General features: G+C 62.0%; 14 protein-coding genes. 6 read left to right on the forward strand and 8 right to left on the reverse strand.

Features of this window, described 5'->3' with window-relative positions; translation table 11 throughout:
* From GTP45_RS19535 to GTP45_RS19545, 3 genes are all read right to left on the reverse strand, one after another.
* The coding region (locus GTP45_RS19535; protein WP_161015573.1) for an MFS transporter at positions 1-617 on the reverse strand (617 nt) is incomplete at its 3' end.
* 62 nt (positions 618-679) lie between these two features.
* On the reverse strand, positions 680-1669 hold the full coding sequence (locus tag GTP45_RS19540; RefSeq protein ID WP_161015574.1) for a glycerophosphodiester phosphodiesterase family protein: 990 nt from the start codon (positions 1667-1669) through the stop codon (positions 680-682).
* Between the two features lie 57 nt (positions 1670-1726).
* Positions 1727-4489 carry a TonB-dependent receptor gene (locus GTP45_RS19545; RefSeq protein ID WP_217363377.1) on the reverse strand — a complete coding sequence of 921 codons (2763 nt, stop codon included), beginning with the start codon at positions 4487-4489 and terminating at the stop codon, positions 1727-1729.
* A gap of 309 nt (positions 4490-4798) precedes the next feature.
* On the opposite strand from GTP45_RS19545, the gene GTP45_RS19550 reads away from it, so the two are divergent.
* The 4 genes from GTP45_RS19550 (at position 4799) to gspK (ending at position 8231) form a co-directional block, all read left to right on the forward strand.
* On the forward strand, positions 4799-6061 hold the full coding sequence (locus tag GTP45_RS19550) for a glycerophosphodiester phosphodiesterase family protein (RefSeq protein ID WP_161015575.1): 1263 nt from the start codon (positions 4799-4801) through the stop codon (positions 6059-6061).
* Between the two features lie 177 nt (positions 6062-6238).
* Complete coding sequence (locus tag GTP45_RS19555) at positions 6239-6688, forward strand: DUF2059 domain-containing protein (RefSeq protein WP_161015576.1); 450 nt, start codon at positions 6239-6241, stop codon at positions 6686-6688.
* Positions 6689-6696: 8 nt separating this feature from the next.
* Positions 6697-7302 (forward strand): type II secretion system protein GspJ, encoded by a 606-nt coding sequence (locus GTP45_RS19560; protein ID WP_308494615.1) that lies wholly within the window; start codon positions 6697-6699, stop codon positions 7300-7302.
* Positions 7302-8231: a type II secretion system minor pseudopilin GspK gene (gene gspK / locus GTP45_RS19565; protein ID WP_229258554.1), complete on the forward strand. Its 930-nt coding sequence runs from the start codon at positions 7302-7304 to the stop codon at positions 8229-8231. The genes GTP45_RS19560 and gspK overlap by 1 nt, the downstream gene beginning before the upstream one ends.
* Here gspK and msrQ read toward each other — a convergent pair.
* The 5 genes from msrQ to GTP45_RS19590 form a co-directional block, all read right to left on the reverse strand.
* Entirely contained in the window at positions 8228-8833 is a 606-nt protein-coding gene (msrQ, locus tag GTP45_RS19570; RefSeq protein ID WP_161015579.1) for a protein-methionine-sulfoxide reductase heme-binding subunit MsrQ, read from the reverse strand. The two genes, gspK and msrQ, sit on opposite strands and share 4 nt — an antisense overlap.
* Positions 8833-9807, reverse strand: a complete 975-nt coding sequence (gene msrP / locus GTP45_RS19575) for a protein-methionine-sulfoxide reductase catalytic subunit MsrP (RefSeq protein ID WP_161015580.1) — start codon at positions 9805-9807, stop codon at positions 8833-8835. Before msrP ends, msrQ begins: the two co-directional genes overlap by 1 nt.
* Before the next feature lie 70 nt (positions 9808-9877).
* Positions 9878-11041, reverse strand: coding sequence for a c-type cytochrome biogenesis protein CcsB (gene ccsB, locus GTP45_RS19580; RefSeq protein ID WP_161015581.1), 1164 nt, complete (start codon positions 11039-11041; stop codon positions 9878-9880).
* A 13-nt stretch (positions 11042-11054) separates the two neighbouring features.
* Positions 11055-13133: a cytochrome c biogenesis protein ResB gene (locus GTP45_RS19585; protein ID WP_161015582.1), complete on the reverse strand. Its 2079-nt coding sequence runs from the start codon at positions 13131-13133 to the stop codon at positions 11055-11057.
* Between the two features lie 113 nt (positions 13134-13246).
* On the reverse strand, positions 13247-13921 hold the full coding sequence (locus GTP45_RS19590) for a c-type cytochrome (protein WP_161015583.1): 675 nt from the start codon (positions 13919-13921) through the stop codon (positions 13247-13249).
* A 149-nt stretch (positions 13922-14070) separates the two neighbouring features.
* Here GTP45_RS19590 and yihA point away from each other — a divergent pair, with 149 nt between their 5' ends.
* Entirely contained in the window at positions 14071-14766 is a 696-nt protein-coding gene (gene yihA, locus GTP45_RS19595) for a ribosome biogenesis GTP-binding protein YihA/YsxC (protein ID WP_161015584.1), read from the forward strand.
* A complete protein-coding gene (hemB, locus tag GTP45_RS19600) occupies positions 14759-15760 on the forward strand; it encodes a porphobilinogen synthase (RefSeq protein WP_161015585.1) in 1002 nt (333 codons plus the stop codon). Before yihA ends, hemB begins: the two co-directional genes overlap by 8 nt.
* Positions 15761-15768: the final 8 nt, after the last annotated feature.

A 15768-nucleotide genomic window follows, 5' to 3' on the forward strand; every position in this document is an offset into this window, starting at 1 on the left:
GGCCGTGGGCGCCGCGCCGGCGTTGCCGCGCGCACCAGCCACAGCGCGCCGGCGATTGCCACCACCGACAGCGCGCCGGCCAACAGCATGAACCGGTGCGCGGGCGGCAGCGCCGCGGCGTCCGACATCAGCGGCGCCACCGACAGCGCGACCAGCATCGACCCCACCGAGCTGAAGAAAATGCGCAGCGAGGCCAGCCGCGCGCGGCTGTGCTCGTCGGTGGTGGCAATGCTCAGCAAGACATTCTGCGGCAAGTCGAACAACACATAGCTGAGCCGGAAGGCACCGGCGAATAGCAGCGCGAACCCGAGCCGGTAATCGGCCGGTACATAGGTGCCCATGAATAGCGCCGACAGCGTGGTAGCGCTGGCCAGCGCGCCGCCCAGCTGAAGTTGCACCGCGTTGTCGACCCGCTGCAGGTAATTGCGCAGCAACTGGCTGACCAGCAGATCCGCCGCCGCGCCCAGCAGGAAACTCAGCGCCAGCACCATGCCCATGCGGGCCGGGCTGAGGCCGCACACCTCGCTCAGGTAATAGGCGAACAGCACCTCGCTGGCGTACCAGAAAGAGATTTTCCCAAAGTGCGCGCAGCCGTAAGCCAGCGTCGCCCTGTCCATGCGTGTCCCAAGCACTCCCCCCTCCTCGCTAGCAACCGGCCTCGACGGCGGGCACTATAGCACTATTGTTGCCCCGCCCAATGCGGGATGCGGGCGCGCTCCAGGTAGTCGAGCAGCGGGCCGGGTTCGTCCGTTTGGATGGTGTCGACGCCGGATGCCAGCAGCGCGCCCCAGGCCTGCCCCTGCGTGCGCAAGCCGTCCAGGTCGCCGCCCATGCCGATCACGCTGATCACGCCCACCGAGGTCAAGGTATTGGCCCACAGCCGAACCTTGGCCGCCGCCGTGGTCTTGCGCAGTTGCGCGTAGTCGTCGCTGGACAGGTAGACCATCTCGACGCCGGCCGGCTTGTGCCTGGCCGCCAGCTCGCTGCGGCTGATCTCGGCGGGGCTGGCAACGAGGGGCGCGCCTGCCCAGTTACCGACGATGGGCATGTAGGGCACCGTGTCAAAGCCGGGTTGATCCGCCGCCGGTGGCGCGCCGCCCGTCACCACGCTCTTGACCAGCACGTGGCGCTCCATGCCCTGCGCCTTGACGGCGGCGATGACGGCCGGGTAAATCGCTTCCTTGATGTCAAGGTTGAGCATGATGCGGCCCTTGGCCAGCGCCAGCATCTCCTCCAGCGTCTGCACCGTCTCGGCGGTCAGGATCGGCGACATGGCGGCGCCGAGGTTCTGCTTGAGTCGCAGGGTTTTCAGTTGCGCCAGCGTGAACTGGTCGAGCCTGCCGCTGCCATTGGTGGTGCGGTCAATGGTGTCATCGTGCATGACGACCAGCGCGCCGTCGGCGGCGCGGCGCACGTCGAGCTCCATCATGTCGACGCCCAGCAGGACGCACTGCTCCAGCGCCAGCCGCGAATTTTCCGGCGCCTCGCCCAGCCCTTGGGCGGGCGAGGCATTGTGGCAGCCGCGGTGGGCGACGACGAACACGCCGGCAGCGGGATTGTCGAATTTTTTGCGGATCAGGTCGGCCCTGGTAGCGGCGTGGCAGGCCGCTGCGCTGGCGGCGAGGCCTGCCAGCAGTGCCAATAGCATATAACTGTGTTTCAGGTTCATGGATAGAAAGGGTGACGCCCGGCGCGGATGCACCGGGCAGGTGGAAAAAGCGGCAAATCAGCGCAGGTCGGGCGTGAAACGCAGACCGAGCCACACCACGGTCGGCACCGAGTAGGTGTCCTTCAGCAGGTTCTGCGCCGGGCCGGCGTAGCTGGTGAGGCGGCGTGCACCCACGTTTTGGATCTGGCCGAACAGCGTGATCCCCTTGGCGATCTTGTAGCTGGCGTGCAGGTCGACCTGCGAGCGCGCGGCCCAGTACAGGTCTTGCCAGGCCACGTCCGGCACGATGGAACGCAGCGCCTTGCCCTGATAGTTATAGGCACCGCGCAGTTCCAGTCCGCCGCTGCTGTAGAACAGCGTGAAGTTGGCGGCCTGATCCGGTTGCCCGACCAGGCGATCCAGCTTGCGGGTCGACTTGTCCGACTTCAGCACGTTCATGCTGCCGTCCAATACCGTCCAGTTGGCGCTGAAGCCGATGTCCTTGACGACCGGATGCAGCCAGCCCAGCGAATTAACGGTGACGCCCAGTTCCACGCCCTTGACATCCGCGCGCGCCGCGTTGACCGGCTTGCTCACCACCGCGTTCGGGTAAGTCACGCCCTGGTAGGTGTAGCCCAGCGAGGAGGTATTGAAGATTTCATCCTTGATGTCCTTGTCGAACACGGCCAGCGACAGCAGGCCGCCCACCGATTGCGGCAGCTTGTAGTTGGCGGCCAGATCCAGGTTGGTCGACAGGCGCGGCTTGATGTCCGGGTTGCCCACCGTGACTGTGACGCCGCTGGCATTCGGATTGCCCAGGTCGGCCGGGTTGACGAAGTTCACCGAGCTGCGCGCGGCATACGAGTCGTAGGTCGGGCGGCCGATGGTCTGGCTGGCGGCGGCGCGCAGGTCGAGCGCCGCGCTGGCCTGGTAAGTGGCCGAGGCCGATGGCAGCAGGAAGTGGTAGCGCGAGCTGGTCGGCAGCGCACGCCACGTTCCCGCCACCAGCGCGCGGCCGGTGGTGTCCTGCCGGGTGCTGTCCTGGTGCACGCCGAACTGGGTGCGCCATTGCTCGGTGTTATAGCTTACCTGCGCGTAAGCGCCCACGGTACGCTCACGGTGCTCGAAGTTGTCCTGGTTGCTGAAGTTGGCCTGGTCGGTGGTATTCAGGCCGCCGGCTGCGCGCAGCGCGGCGATCTGGGCAATAGCTTTTTGCGGGTCAATGGTCAGCAGGCCGAGGCCGTTCTGGTGGTACATCAGCGGTGCGCTCGGGCCGATCACACTGGCCAAGGTCAGCGCCGGCTGGCTGTTGTTCGGCTCGAGGTCGTTGCGGTAGATGTTGTAGCTCGGCTTATCGCGCGTGTAGCTGGCGCCCACCGCGAAGCCCAGGCCGGGGCGGTCAAAGTGGTGGCGGTAGTCGGCGCGGACGTTGGCGATGTGGTCGGTGGCCGCGCGCGCGTAGTCCGGGCGGTAGTAGAACAGCTTGTAGTTGGCCAGGTTGTTCCAGGCCGCCGGCGACACGTTGAAGGAATGATTCAGGCCGCTGGTGTCGTAGCTGAAGCCGTACTCCGGCGTGGCCACCACCGAGGCGCCGCCCTTGCCCGGCGCGCCGTAGGCGGCGTTGGTGATGAACTTGATCATCTGGATCGGCTCGCGGTAGGTAGCGCGCGAGGCGTTGGCGCGCAGCGCCAGCACCTGATCCTCGGCCAGTTTCCAATCCAGCCCGGTTTGCAGCATGCGGGTGATGCTGGTCATGTCCTGCTGCGCATAGCCGACCTCGACGTCGCCGCCGGGGTAGGTGCCCGAGGTGGCGGTCTGGTTGTAGACCACGGCGGTGTTGCGCGGGTCGATCAGGTTCTCGTTGCGCTGCATCTGGTCGCGGAACTTGTAATAGCCGGCCGTGACGAAGGCGCTGATCTCGTCGGTGGGGCGGGCCTCGCCTTTCACCGTCAGGCCCAGGCGCGAGCGCGAGTCCTGCACGTACCAGTACTTGTCCTGCTGCGGCACGGCAAAGCCGTTGCCGAGGTCGTTGCCGCTCAGGCGGTTGCCCTTGCTGTCGTAGAAGTTCTCGAACACCGTGTCGGTGGTCATGTGGGTATTGGTGGTGGTATCGAGCTTTTGGTAGTTGGCGGAGACCACCATGCCGTAGCGCTGCTCGGGGCCGAAGGTGAAGCTGCCGGTGGTCAGCAAACGGTCGCCCAGCTTGTCCTGGCTGCGCGGCTTGCCGCCGCCGCTGGCACGGCCCGCCGCGCCCTCGATGGTGAAGAAGGGTTGGCCGTTGCGCTCGAACGCACTGCGGGTCTTCAGGTCGATGGCGCCGCCGATGGCGTTCGGTTCCTGGTCGGCGCTGAAGGTTTTCGCGACCACCAGCTCGCTGATCATCGACGACGGCAGGATGTCGAGGCGCACGCCGCGCCCGATCGAGCCCAGGTTGCCGTTCGGCGTGCCGGGCGAGGCCAGCGGCGAACCGTCGATGGTGACGTTGTTATAGGCGGCGCCGAGGCCGCGGATCACCGGCGTGGCGGCCTCGTCGCGCGGGTGTTCATTGTCCATGGTCGGCAGCACCGCCAGGCCAGGCACGCGGCGCAGGGTCTCCACGGCGGTGACATCGGGCAGGCCCTGCACCTCGTTGGCGCTGACCACGTCGGCCACGCCGGCATGCTCAAGCTTGCTATCGATGGCTTTCAAGTAAGAGCGCTTGATGCCGGTAATGGTGACCACGGCCGGGTTCTCTTGAACGGCGGCATCGGTGTTGTCCTGGGCGGCGGCATCCACCGCGCAAGCGAGCGCCATGGTGGATGAAACCAGCAAGCGGTAGCGATACGGAACTGAATACGTCATGCGTTTCCCCTTGAACCCGGTCTCGACAGGAAGTCTCGACGCCGGACTCAAAAATATAATTCACAATGAATTCTATTTGGATAATATGACGATTTGATGACCGCCCCGCCCGGAAGGGCATAAAAAATTTCCCGGGAGTTGTCACAAAGATGACACATTGGCCACTTACTATTCGATGTGAATAGAATTCGCGCAGCAAGGAAGGGAGCCTGTTTTATATGGAAATTCTTTCTTTACGCATGCGGAATTCTGTCACCTCCCTTGCCGATAACTACCGGCAGTCACAAACCCACGTAACAAAGGATAATCATGTTAAAGAAACGCGTTTTATCCGGGGTGGCCCTGTTCCTGCTGGCCTTGGTCGCCGCAGCACCAAGCCAGGCGCAGAATCCCTGCCGCATCAACACTGCCAAGGTGATGAACCAGATCCGCAATCCGATCTGGGATCTGAAACTACTGGTCGCACATCGCGGCCTGCACGCGCGTTGGAATGACCCGCGCTACAACCAATACATCAACACCCCGGAAAATTCGCTGGAAGCGATCTGGAACGCGGCCAACGCATGCATGGAAATCATCGAGGTCGATATCCGCCAAACCCAGGATGGCGTACCTATCCTGAGCCATGACGCCTCGTGGGGACGCGAAACCAATGTTGGCTACAACTGGGGCTCGGCCTTATATAACGCCATGACCGGCGTGGGACCGAATCCGCTGGTGAATTCGTGGAGCTTGAAATCGGTGAAGAAAAGTTCAACGGACAATGGCCTGCTGCTACGCACCAACGCCCAGCCTAGCACCGCCAATGGCGGCAACTGGGAATGGTCCAAGTGGAACGAGAATCCGCCCACGCTGGAAGAAGTGATCAATGACATGCGGAATCGGCAAAATCCGGCCGTGCTGGCGATCGACGTCAAGGATAGGGCGGCGCTGCAAAACGCCTGGTACGTCGTGGCCAAGACCGGCTTCTACAATCGCGCGTTCTTTAAGGTCGACGTGAACATGCTGCCCAACGCCTGGGAAGTCGACAATTTCTTTGGCAACCTGCATTACGTCACGGGCAATCCCAACTCCCCTGATAGCAATTATGTAAAGATCATGCCGGTGTATAACACCGCCAATATCCAACCGAACAATGCACTCGGCGCCGGCGGCGGAGAAGACAAGGTACGCCAGTCGGCTTACAGCTTCTATGCCGGCAACAAGCCGTGGTACATGGGGCAGGAAGTCAACATCAAGCAAGATAACGGCATTCTGCAAGCGACCCAGAACGATACCGTCGCTTCCTACAGCTCCGGCAGCCGCGCCTTCTTCAATCCTACCCGCGAATACGAGTCGGGCGGAAAAGCGCTGTTCTACAACAGCGATGGCCGCTGCTGCTCCGAGCTGACCGCCTATCTATTCAATGGCGCGCCGTATGGCCTGCAGAGCGACACCGCCGATAACCGTACCGACTGGAACCTGTTCCTGCATACACAGACGTTCAACATGATTACCACCGATAACGTGCTATGGCTGAACGATGAGTTGAAACGGCTGGGCGTACGCAACATGAGCCGCATCACCGACTAAGACCGTGCCGCCCGTTCGCCTGCTGGCGCGAGCGGCATTTTGCCTATTTCGAAAGTGCATACCATGCTATTTAAGTTACTGCTCCTGGGCGCCGCCCTGCTGCTGGGGTTCGCCCCGACGAGCGCGTGGTCGGAGCCCGCTCCCATTCCGCCTACGCGCCAGGCAAAGATAGAACGCATGCTGGACGCCACAGGTATTCAAGCCCAGGTGACTGCGTCCAACGAACAAGGACAGGCCAGCCTTAAAAAATATGCCCGACGCGAAACGGGCATCGTCGCGCCCGCCCCTGCACCGCTCCAGGCTGCGCAGCAGGAATTAGCGTCCGCCTATATCGCGGAAATCGACGCGATGGCGCCGCAGATTAGCTGGGAAGCGGTCAAGCCGTCGCTGATACGCTTCTGTGCCGACAACTACACCGACGCACAACTCGACGCCATCACGTCGTTTTTCAACAGTCCCGCCGGCCGCGTGCTGCGCGACAAGCAGAACACGCTGAATCAGGCCGCCGGCGCCAGCATGCATGAGCTGGAACAGCAGATCTTTCCGCGCACGCTGGAGGCAACCGCCAAATTCCAAGCCCAGGTGAAGGCGCTGCACGAGCACGGTGCGCAGACCGCGTCGCCATGACGTTTGCTATGCGCCGGCACACCGCTAACGCCGGTTTCACCCTGGTCGAGCTGCTCATGGCAATCACGATACTGGCCATGGTGGCGGTGCTGAGCTGGCGCGGCCTGGACGGCATCCTACGCGCGCGCGCCAGGCTGACCACGCAGACCGAACAGGCCCGCAACCTGCAACTGGCCTTCGCCCAGATGCAGCGCGACTGCGATCATCTAGCGCCCACCAGCCTGCTACAGGGCCAGAGCAATCTGCAGACCGACGACGACCGCGTTACGCTGGTACGCATAAGCAGTGCTGAAAACGCGGCCACGCAACTGCTGGTGGTGTCTTACCGGGTTCAGGATGGCAGCCTGGTACGGCGCGAATCCGCCGCCACCCGCAGCCTGCCGCAGCTTCAGGCGTTGTGGCAGGCCGCACTGAGTGATCAGGGCGCGCTTGCCATAGTCACGCTGCAAACCGACGTGCGTCAGATGACCACGCGCTACTGGATAGATCAGCGCTGGCAGCCGACCGCCAACTCTAGCGCCAGCAATAATACGCCGCTGGGCCTGGCCGTGGAGTTGACGCTACAGGATCAACCGTCGCGCATTACCAGACAATTTCTGCTGGGGGCATGGTAATGCGGCGCCAACGCGGTATCGCCGTGGTCACCGCGCTGCTGGTGACTACGCTGGCCGTCACCAGCGTTACCAGCCTGTTCTGGCTGCAGCAGGTGCAAATGCGCGCCACTGAAAACCAGCGCCAGCAACTGCAAAGTTTGTGGATCATGCGCGGCCTGCTCGACATGGGCCGCGCGCTGCTGGCCCAGGATCTAGCCGCCTCGCCCAACTACACGCAGCTGAACGGTATATGGGCACAGCCGCTGCGGGGCATCCCCCTAGACAGCTACATCGACCGCCCACGCAGCGAAGGCGATGGCTTCCCCGCCAGCGCATCGGGCCGCATACTGGATGCGCAATCGCGCTTCAACCTGGCCAACCTGGCGCAGCACACCGTCATCGACCAGCAACAGGTGCGTATGCTGGAACGCCTGCTAGCCACCTTGCGCGTCGATCCCGCTCTTGCGCTCGCGGTGGCGGCTCAGGTCGCTAGCGGGCAAAGAGCGATGGCGGCCGGCGGCATGGGCTTGCCGCCCCAGGCCCTGGCGCTGCTGGAAGTGGAAGATTTGCTCGCCGTCAGCGGTTTTACGCCGGCAGCGATTGACAAACTGCGCGCCTTCCTCGTAGCGCTGCCGCAGCCGACACCGCTTAACGTCAACACCGCGCCGGCGGAATTGTTAGCGGCGCTGGTGGACAATCTGCCGCTTGAAGAGGCTGCTGCTATCGTCAAAAACCGCCAGCGCATCTATTACCGCACGCTCAATGAATTCGACGCCCTGCCGCAGATCGCTGGCGCACACCGGGCGCGCGCGGTTGATGCTGGCGTCAAGAGCGACTTTTTTCTGGCGCTCGGCCAAGTGCGGCTGGATCGCACTGCGCTCGATACCCAGGCCTTGTTATGGCGCCGAGTGGATGGCGCGATCACCATCCTGCGCATGCAGGATAACTAAGCCTTGCGAGCGCTACGGATAGCCCACCACACGCGCATTAGCAGCAGGATGCCGATGATGGTGCCGAAGATGATCGGCTCGGTGAAGTTGTGCTTGCCCGCTTTCATCCACCAGAAGTGCAATATCGCCAGCGGCGCGATTACATACACCAGGCGGTGCAGCCACTGCCAGCGCTTGCCGCCCAGGCGCTTGATCATGCCGTTGGTGCTGGTCACGGCCAACGGTATCAGCAGCACGAAGGCGATGAAGCCTACTGTGATGAACGGCCGCTTGAGCACGTCTTTCCACATTTCCTGCACGTCGAAGAAGTGGTCGAACCAGAGGAAGGTCATGAAGTGCAGGAAGCCGTAGAAGAAGACGTACAGCCCCAGCATGCGGCGCAGTTTGATCAGCCAGTTCTGGCCGCTCAGCTTGCGCAGCGGCGTCACCGCCAGCACCATGCACAGGAAGTACAAAGTCCAGTCGCCGGTGCCGCGCGTGATGAATTCCAATGGATCGACCAGTTGCCCGGTCACGGTCAGGTAGACCATGCGCGCCAAGGGCGCGAGCGCCAGCACGAACACGGCGCCCTTGATCCAGCTGACTTGCTTGGTGGTCAGCATCAGTAGAACTTTTTCAAGTCCATGCCAGCGTACAGCGGCGCGACATCGGCGTAGCCGTTGAACATCAGGGTCTTGCGCTTGCGGGCGAGGAAGCCGTCTTCGCCAATGCGGCGCTCGGACGCTTGCGACCAGCGCGGGTGATCCACGTCGGGATTCACATTCGAGTAGAAGCCGTATTCATTCGGCGCAGACAGGTTCCACGAGGTGCGCGGCTGGTCTTTCACGAAGCGAATCTTGACGATGGACTTGGCCGACTTGAAGCCGTATTTCCACGGCAGCACCATGCGCACCGGCGCGCCGTTCTGGTTCGGCAGCACTTCGCCGTACATGCCGAAGGTCAGCAGCGCCAGCGGATGGTTGGCTTCGTCGATGCGCAGGCCCTCGGTGTACGGCCATTGCAGCACGCGGCTGCCCACGCCCGGCATTTGCTTTTTGTCGGCCAGCGTGACGAATTCAACGTACTTGGCGTTGCCGGTTGGCTCGACCTTTTTGATGATCTCGGAGAACGAGTAGCCGATCCACGGAATCACCATCGACCAGCCTTCCACGCAGCGCAGGCGGTACACGCGCTCTTCCAGCGGCGCCAGCTTGAGCAGCGCATCCAGGTCGAGCGTCATCGGCTTCTTGACTTCGCCTTCGATGCTGACCGTCCACGGACGGGTTTTCAGCGTGCCGGCGTACATGGCAGGCTCGCTCTTGTCGGTGCCGAATTCGTAGTAGTTGTTGTAGGTGGTGGCGTCTTTGAACGCGGTTTGCTTGTCCATCGCCGAGTAGGCGGGATTGAGCTTGGCCGGCAGCTTGGCGCCGGTCTGCGCGAACGCCTCGCGGTTGGCCATCTCCAGCAGCGCGGCGCTGCCGACCGCGCCCATGGCGATCTGTTTCATGAATTTGCGGCGCGATTCGTATATTTCGCGCGGCGTGATTTCAGAGGAAAACGGCAGGTCGATACCGTTGGGACTGCGCTTGATCAGCATGATGGCTCCGGTAGATTCGTGTAGGGCTCAACCTTACACCAATCCGCCGAAGCAAATATTAAACTTCCGTTTACAACTTGCCATAGGAGTGCAAGCCGGACAGGAACATGTTGACGCCAAGGAAAGCAAAGGTGGTCACCAGCAGGCCCACCAGCGCCCACCATGCCGCCGGACGGCCGCGCAGGCCGTTCATCAAGCGCATGTGCAGCCACGCCGCGTAGTTGAGCCAGACGATCAGCGCCCAGGTTTCTTTCGGGTCCCACGACCAGTAGCCGCCCCACGCTTCCGCCGCCCACAGCGCGCCCAGGATGGTCGCAATCGTAAAGAACGCGAAACCGGCCGAGATGGCCTTGTACATCACGTCGTCCAGCACTTCTTCCGACGGCAGGCGGTCTTTCAGGTAGCCCGAGGTTTTCAGCAGGTAGGCCGAAGCCACCATTGCCGCCAAGGCAAAGTTGCCGTAACCGATAAAGTTGGCCGGCACGTGGATTTTCATCCACCAGCTTTGCAGCGCCGGCAGCAGCGGCTGGATGTCGGCGGCGTTGCGCGAGGTGGTGTACCACATCAGGAAGCCGATCGCGGCCGAGATCACCAGCAGCACGAACGGGCCCATTTGACGGGTGGCGTAGCGCTGCTCGAAGTACAGGTAGAACATCGCGGTGATCAGCGAGAACAGGATGAATACTTCGTACAGGTTGGAGACCGGGATGTGGCCGACGTCGGCGCCGATCAGGTAGGACTCGAACCAGCGCACCATCATGGCAGTCCAGCCCAGCACCACGGCGGCCCAGCACAGCTTGGAGCCGATGCTCGACGCCGCGCCCGAACGGCCGGCAAAGCCGAGCCAGTAGAACACGGTGGAGATCACGAACATCACGCTCATCCACAGCACCGCCGATTGGCTGGACAGCATCATGCGCAGCCAGAATTTCTTGGTGCCGTTGTCGAGCACGCCCGCGTACATGAAGATCGCCCACAGCGACAGCAGCGCCACCAGCGGCATCAGCCAGCGCACCGGTTTCCAGTGCCAGCCCAGTGCGGCAAAGGTCGGCACGGCGGCGATCAGGATGGCTTGCTCGTAGACGTCCATGAAGTGGCCGTAGCGGTTCAGCGCGAACACCGCGCCAGCTAACAAGGCCAGCGCGTACAGCCAGTCGATCACGGTCAGGCGCTTGAAGTAGCCGGGCGCCTGCTGGTAGGTTTGCGAGGTTTGCTGGGATTGGGTCAGTTCCATTTTCTTCTCCGGCTTATGCTGCTTGTGGCAGCTTTTGCTTCAGTGTTTCAAATTCGCGTTCAAAGTCCAGTGTTTTGCGCTGGGTGCTCATGGCCATCAGGGCCTCAGTACCGTTGGCGTCGTCCTTGATCCAAATCCACAGGCGGCGCTCGCGGATGTAGAACATGGCAAACACGCCCAGCACCAGGAACAGGCAGCCAAGGTAGACCACGTTCTTGCCCGGCGAGCGCGTCACCTGGAACACCGAGGCCTGGATGTGGGTGAAGTCTTCCAGTTGCAGGTAGACCGGCGCGCCGTAGAAGAAGGCGTCCGACAAGGCGTTGGTGGCCAGTTGCAGGAAGCGTGCATGCGTTTCGTCCTCGGCGACGGCCGGCAAGCCGTCCTTGGCGCGCGCGGCTTGCCACAAGTCCCACAAGCTGCCGTTGAGGATTTTCATGACCACGTCGGCGGCTTTCTCTTGCTCGCCGGCCGGGATTTTTTCGAGGAATTGCGAGATGCCCATGAAGCCTGCGGCCTTATCGTCACCGGCGAAAATGCTCAGGCTTTTCTCGGCCGACGCTTGCAGCTGGGTGCGCAGCGCATCGCCTGCCGAGGATTTCGGCGTGGCGCGCTCGGCGTAGCGCTGGGCGGCAGCGGCGCGCATTGCCGGATCGTGCAGCGCGGCGCGCAGGCGCATCCATTCGGTGACGCTGTGGGCGTCGTCGGCCGGGATGCGCAGGTAGCTGAAATTGTCCGATGGGTTGGCGCGCATGCCGGCGAGGAAGACGGTGGCGCCGTCCACGGTCACGGGCTGCATGTAGTTCTGGTATTCGCGCGCCTGGCCGGTTTTGTCGCGCAGTTTGTAGCTGACGCTTGGGCCGACGTTTTTCAGGTTTTTGTTGTTAGCGTTTTTGCCTGCGGAGCCCATGTGCTCGCCCAGTTCTTCCTGCAAGCTCTTGCCTTTTTTGACGGCGCGCGGGTCGTCGGTCGGGCCGACGTTTTCCACGTTGAATGGACGGAAGCCCGACCACTCGACGGTGTAGGCATCGCCGAGCGGCGTGGTCGCGCCAACTTCGCCGGCGATGTCGAAACGCTTGCTGTCGTTGCCGGTCATTGGGAAGCCGGTGAGCTTCAGTTTGCTGCCGCCGTCTTCAAAGCTGGACTGGTAGATCGCCACGCCTTTGAAGATCAGCGGCTTGTTGACTTCGATGGTGGCTTTGGCCGTTTCGCCGGTCTGGTTGTCGCGCACTTCCACGTCGCTGGCAAACAGCTTGGGCATGCCGGTGCTGTAGAAATCGATGGTGAATTTTTTCAGGTTGATGGTGAACGGCAGCTCCTGGATCAACACGCCGTCCGGGCGCGCGAGGATGGCGGTGCTGCTGTTCTGCCCTTCCGGGATCATGGTGTTGCCGCGGAAGGTAGGGTTGCTGGTGCTGAGGCGGTGCTCGGGCGGCACTTGCGAAATCAGGCCGCTGCCGTTGAACGGCGTCTTAGCGAGGAACCATTCCTGCATGCGGATCGGCACATCGGAATCGAGCAAGCCGCCGAGGCAAATAATCACAATCGCGCTGTGCGCAAAGATGTAGCCGAACTTGTTGGCCGCGCCCTGCTTGGCCGCTACCAGCGTGCCGTTTTCTTTCTCGACCAGCTTGACCTTGTAGCCAGCATCGGCAAGGCGCGCTGCGCTTTGCTGCGCCAGCGCGCTGCGGCCCAGCGGCGACTGCCACTGCATCTTGTGATGGAAATTCAGCAGAGAATTCTCGCGCACATTTTCGCGCCAGCTGCGCATATCTTTCAGCATCTTCGGTGCATTGCGCACGATGCACAGCGTGGTCGAAATCACCAGCACGGCCATCAGCAGCAAGAACCACCACGCCGAGTACACGGTGTAAAGGCCGATCTTGCGGAACACTTCGTACCAGAACGGGCCGAATTGATTGATGTAGTTGGAACTCGCCTCGCCCTGCTTCATCACGGTGCCGATCACAGCGGCAATCGCGATCATCGCCAGCAAGGCGATCGCGAAACGCATGGAGGAAATCAGTTCAACGATTTCACCGACAATGGGGCGGCGGGTTTTCAGCTGGATGCCGGTGGTGCTTGGGCTACTCATGCGTGTTCAGGTTCTTTAAAAATAGTTAGCAGCCGCAGCATACCAACAAAAAGGGCAGCATGCTCACGCCGCCGCCCCTTCTTTTTTACCGCTCCGATGCAGTTACGCCAACATTATTTCAAGCCTGCTACGTAATCGGCGACGGCCTTCATTTCCTCATCCGACATGCGCTTGGCGATGGCAGCCATCTCCAGGCTCTTGCGGGTGCCGGCCTTGAACAAGCCCAGCTGTGCCACGGTGTAGTCCTGATGCTGGCCCGACAGACGCGGGTACTGCACCGGGATGCCGGCGCCCGAGGCGCCGTGACAGCTGGCGCAGGCCGGAACGTTTTTCTCGGCGATGCCGCCACGGTAAATCTTCTTGCCCAGCTCGATGGTGTCCTTGTTCTTGGCCGCGCCCGGTTTGGCCGCTTGCGTCACCAGCCATGCCGCGACGTTGTGCTTTTCCTCGTCGGTCAGCATCTTGGCGTAGGTGGTCATGACCGGTTGATTCCGGTCAGGCGTCGTAAAGTTCACTAACTGCTTGTACAGATAGCCTTCGTGCTGGCCAGCCAGCTTGGGATTGGCAACGATGGTGGAATTGCCGCCGGCGCCGTGGCAGGACACGCAAGCCGGCAGGCCGCGCGCGGCGTCGCCGTCGGTGTACAGGGTAGCGCCCTTGGCGGGATCGATCTTGGGAGCAGCGGGCTGGGCGGGCTTCTTGTCCTCGGCGGAAGCGGAGGCGGTGGCCGAGACGGCCAGCACGGCGACGAGCAGCGATTTTACAAACGGTGAAAACACACTATTCATTAAAGCACCCTAGTAGGAGTCTAAAAAGTTATGCACCAAAGTGTCTCGCTGCAAGCACCAAACCGTGCATAGAAGCACTTGGTAACCACTCATTGTACAATAGCTTAAAAAAATTCCTGCTTTAAACTGTTGCTTTTTCCCCAATCCCCATGTCCAAACTCTGGCAAGCCCGTTTCTTCACGACCGTAAACCAACTACGCGAACTCCCCGACACCCACGTGCCGGAGATCGCTTTTGCAGGTCGTTCCAATGCCGGTAAATCGACCGCCATCAATATTTTGTGTAATCAGAAAGGCTTGGCCTTCGCGTCCAAGACGCCGGGCCGCACCCAGCACATCAACTTCTTCTCGATCGGCGGCGCGCACGTAGCGCAGCACCGCAAGGATCCAACCATCGTCGAGGAGATTCAAGCCCTGCTGGTCGACTTGCCCGGCTACGGCTATGCGGAAGTGTCCGGCTCGGCCAAGCTGCACTGGCAGCGCCTGCTGGGCGACTACGTGCAGCGCCGCGACCAACTGGCCGCGCTGATCTTGATTATGGACTCGCGCCGTCCATTTACCGAGCTGGATATCCAGATGCTGGAATGGTTCGCGCCAACCGGCAAGCCGATCCATTGCATTCTGACCAAGGTTGACAAGCTGAACCGCGAAGAATCGATCACTGTGCTGCGCCAGGCGAAAGCCAAGCTGGACAGCTATGTCGATGAAGATGGCGAAGGTTTTCCGTTCACCGTGCAGTTGTTCTCGGCCGTGAAGCGCGTCGGCATCGACGAAGCTAACGACAAGATTCTGGAACTGGCCGGCCTTTTAGACAATGATTTAGAAGAAAGCGATAGTGATGAGTAAAGCAGCAGCGCAATTCCCCGCCATCCGCATGCGCCGCATGCGCCGCGACCCGTTCTCCCGCGCGCTGATGCGCGAGAACGTGTTGACGCCGTCGGATCTGATCTACCCGGTGTTCATCCTCGAAGGCACACACCAGCGCGAAGCGGTGGCGTCGATGCCGGGCGTGGAGCGCGTGTCGGTGGATCTGCTGTTGAAGGTGGCGGAGGAATGCGTGGCGCTGGGCATCCCGGTGCTGGCGCTGTTCCCGGTGATCGATGTATCGAAGAAAACGCCGGACGGCATTGAAGCTACCAACCCGGATGGTCTGGTGCCGCGCGCCGTGCGCACGCTGAAGCAAGCGTTCCCGGAGCTGGGCGTGCTGACCGACATCGCGCTCGATCCGTACACCAGCCACGGCCAGGACGGCTTGATCGATGAGAACGGCTACGTCATCAACGACATCACCACCGATATGCTGATTCGCCAAGCGCTGTGCCATGCGGACGCGGGCGTGGATGTGGTGGCGCCGTCGGACATGATGGATGGCCGCATCGGTGCGATCCGCGCGGCGCTGGAAGCGGCGGGCCATATTCATACGCGCATCATGGCGTACTCAGCGAAGTATGCATCGGCCTTCTACGGCCCGTTCCGCGATGCGGTCGGCTCGGCGGCCAATCTCGGCAAGGGCGACAAGAACCAGTACCAGATGGATCCGGCCAACAGCGACGAAGCGCTGCGCGAAGTCGGCCTCGATCTGGCCGAAGGTGCGGACATGGTGATGGTCAAGCCGGGCATGCCCTACCTGGACATCGTGCGCCGCGTGAAAGAAGAATTCAAGGTGCCGACCTTTGCCTACCAGGTCAGCGGCGAGTACGCCATGATCAAGGCCGCCGCGCAAAACGGCTGGCTCGATCACGACAAGGTGATGATGGAATCGCTGCTGGCTTTCAAGCGCGCCGGCGCCGACGGCATCCTCACCTACTTCGCGCTCGACGCCGCCCGCAAGCTCAAATAAAAGTCGGG

Origin of the sequence: Duganella rivi (genome assembly GCF_009857435.1) — a bacterium.
GTDB lineage: Bacteria > Pseudomonadota > Gammaproteobacteria > Burkholderiales > Burkholderiaceae_D > Rugamonas > Rugamonas rivi.

Excerpts from the sequence above, each read along its gene's own strand:
- GTP45_RS19540 (WP_161015574.1), bottom strand. The coding sequence starts at position 1,669 with ATGAACCTGAAACACAGTTATATGCTATTGGCACTGCTGGCAGGCCTC.
- GTP45_RS19555 (WP_161015576.1), top strand. The coding sequence starts at position 6,239 with ATGCTGGACGCCACAGGTATTCAAGCCCAGGTGACTGCGTCCAACGAA.
- GTP45_RS19550 (WP_161015575.1), top strand. The coding sequence starts at position 4,799 with ATGTTAAAGAAACGCGTTTTATCCGGGGTGGCCCTGTTCCTGCTGGCC.
- yihA (WP_161015584.1), top strand. The coding sequence starts at position 14,071 with ATGTCCAAACTCTGGCAAGCCCGTTTCTTCACGACCGTAAACCAACTA.
- hemB (WP_161015585.1), top strand. The coding sequence starts at position 14,759 with ATGAGTAAAGCAGCAGCGCAATTCCCCGCCATCCGCATGCGCCGCATG.
- GTP45_RS19585 (WP_161015582.1), bottom strand. The coding sequence starts at position 13,133 with ATGAGTAGCCCAAGCACCACCGGCATCCAGCTGAAAACCCGCCGCCCC.
- msrQ (WP_161015579.1), bottom strand. The coding sequence starts at position 8,833 with ATGCTGACCACCAAGCAAGTCAGCTGGATCAAGGGCGCCGTGTTCGTG.
- msrP (WP_161015580.1), bottom strand. The coding sequence starts at position 9,807 with ATGCTGATCAAGCGCAGTCCCAACGGTATCGACCTGCCGTTTTCCTCT.
- GTP45_RS19560 (WP_308494615.1), top strand. The coding sequence starts at position 6,697 with ATGCGCCGGCACACCGCTAACGCCGGTTTCACCCTGGTCGAGCTGCTC.
- GTP45_RS19590 (WP_161015583.1), bottom strand. The coding sequence starts at position 13,921 with ATGAATAGTGTGTTTTCACCGTTTGTAAAATCGCTGCTCGTCGCCGTG.
- ccsB (WP_161015581.1), bottom strand. The coding sequence starts at position 11,041 with ATGGAACTGACCCAATCCCAGCAAACCTCGCAAACCTACCAGCAGGCG.
- gspK (WP_229258554.1), top strand. The coding sequence starts at position 7,302 with ATGCGGCGCCAACGCGGTATCGCCGTGGTCACCGCGCTGCTGGTGACT.
- GTP45_RS19545 (WP_217363377.1), bottom strand. The coding sequence starts at position 4,489 with ATGACGTATTCAGTTCCGTATCGCTACCGCTTGCTGGTTTCATCCACC.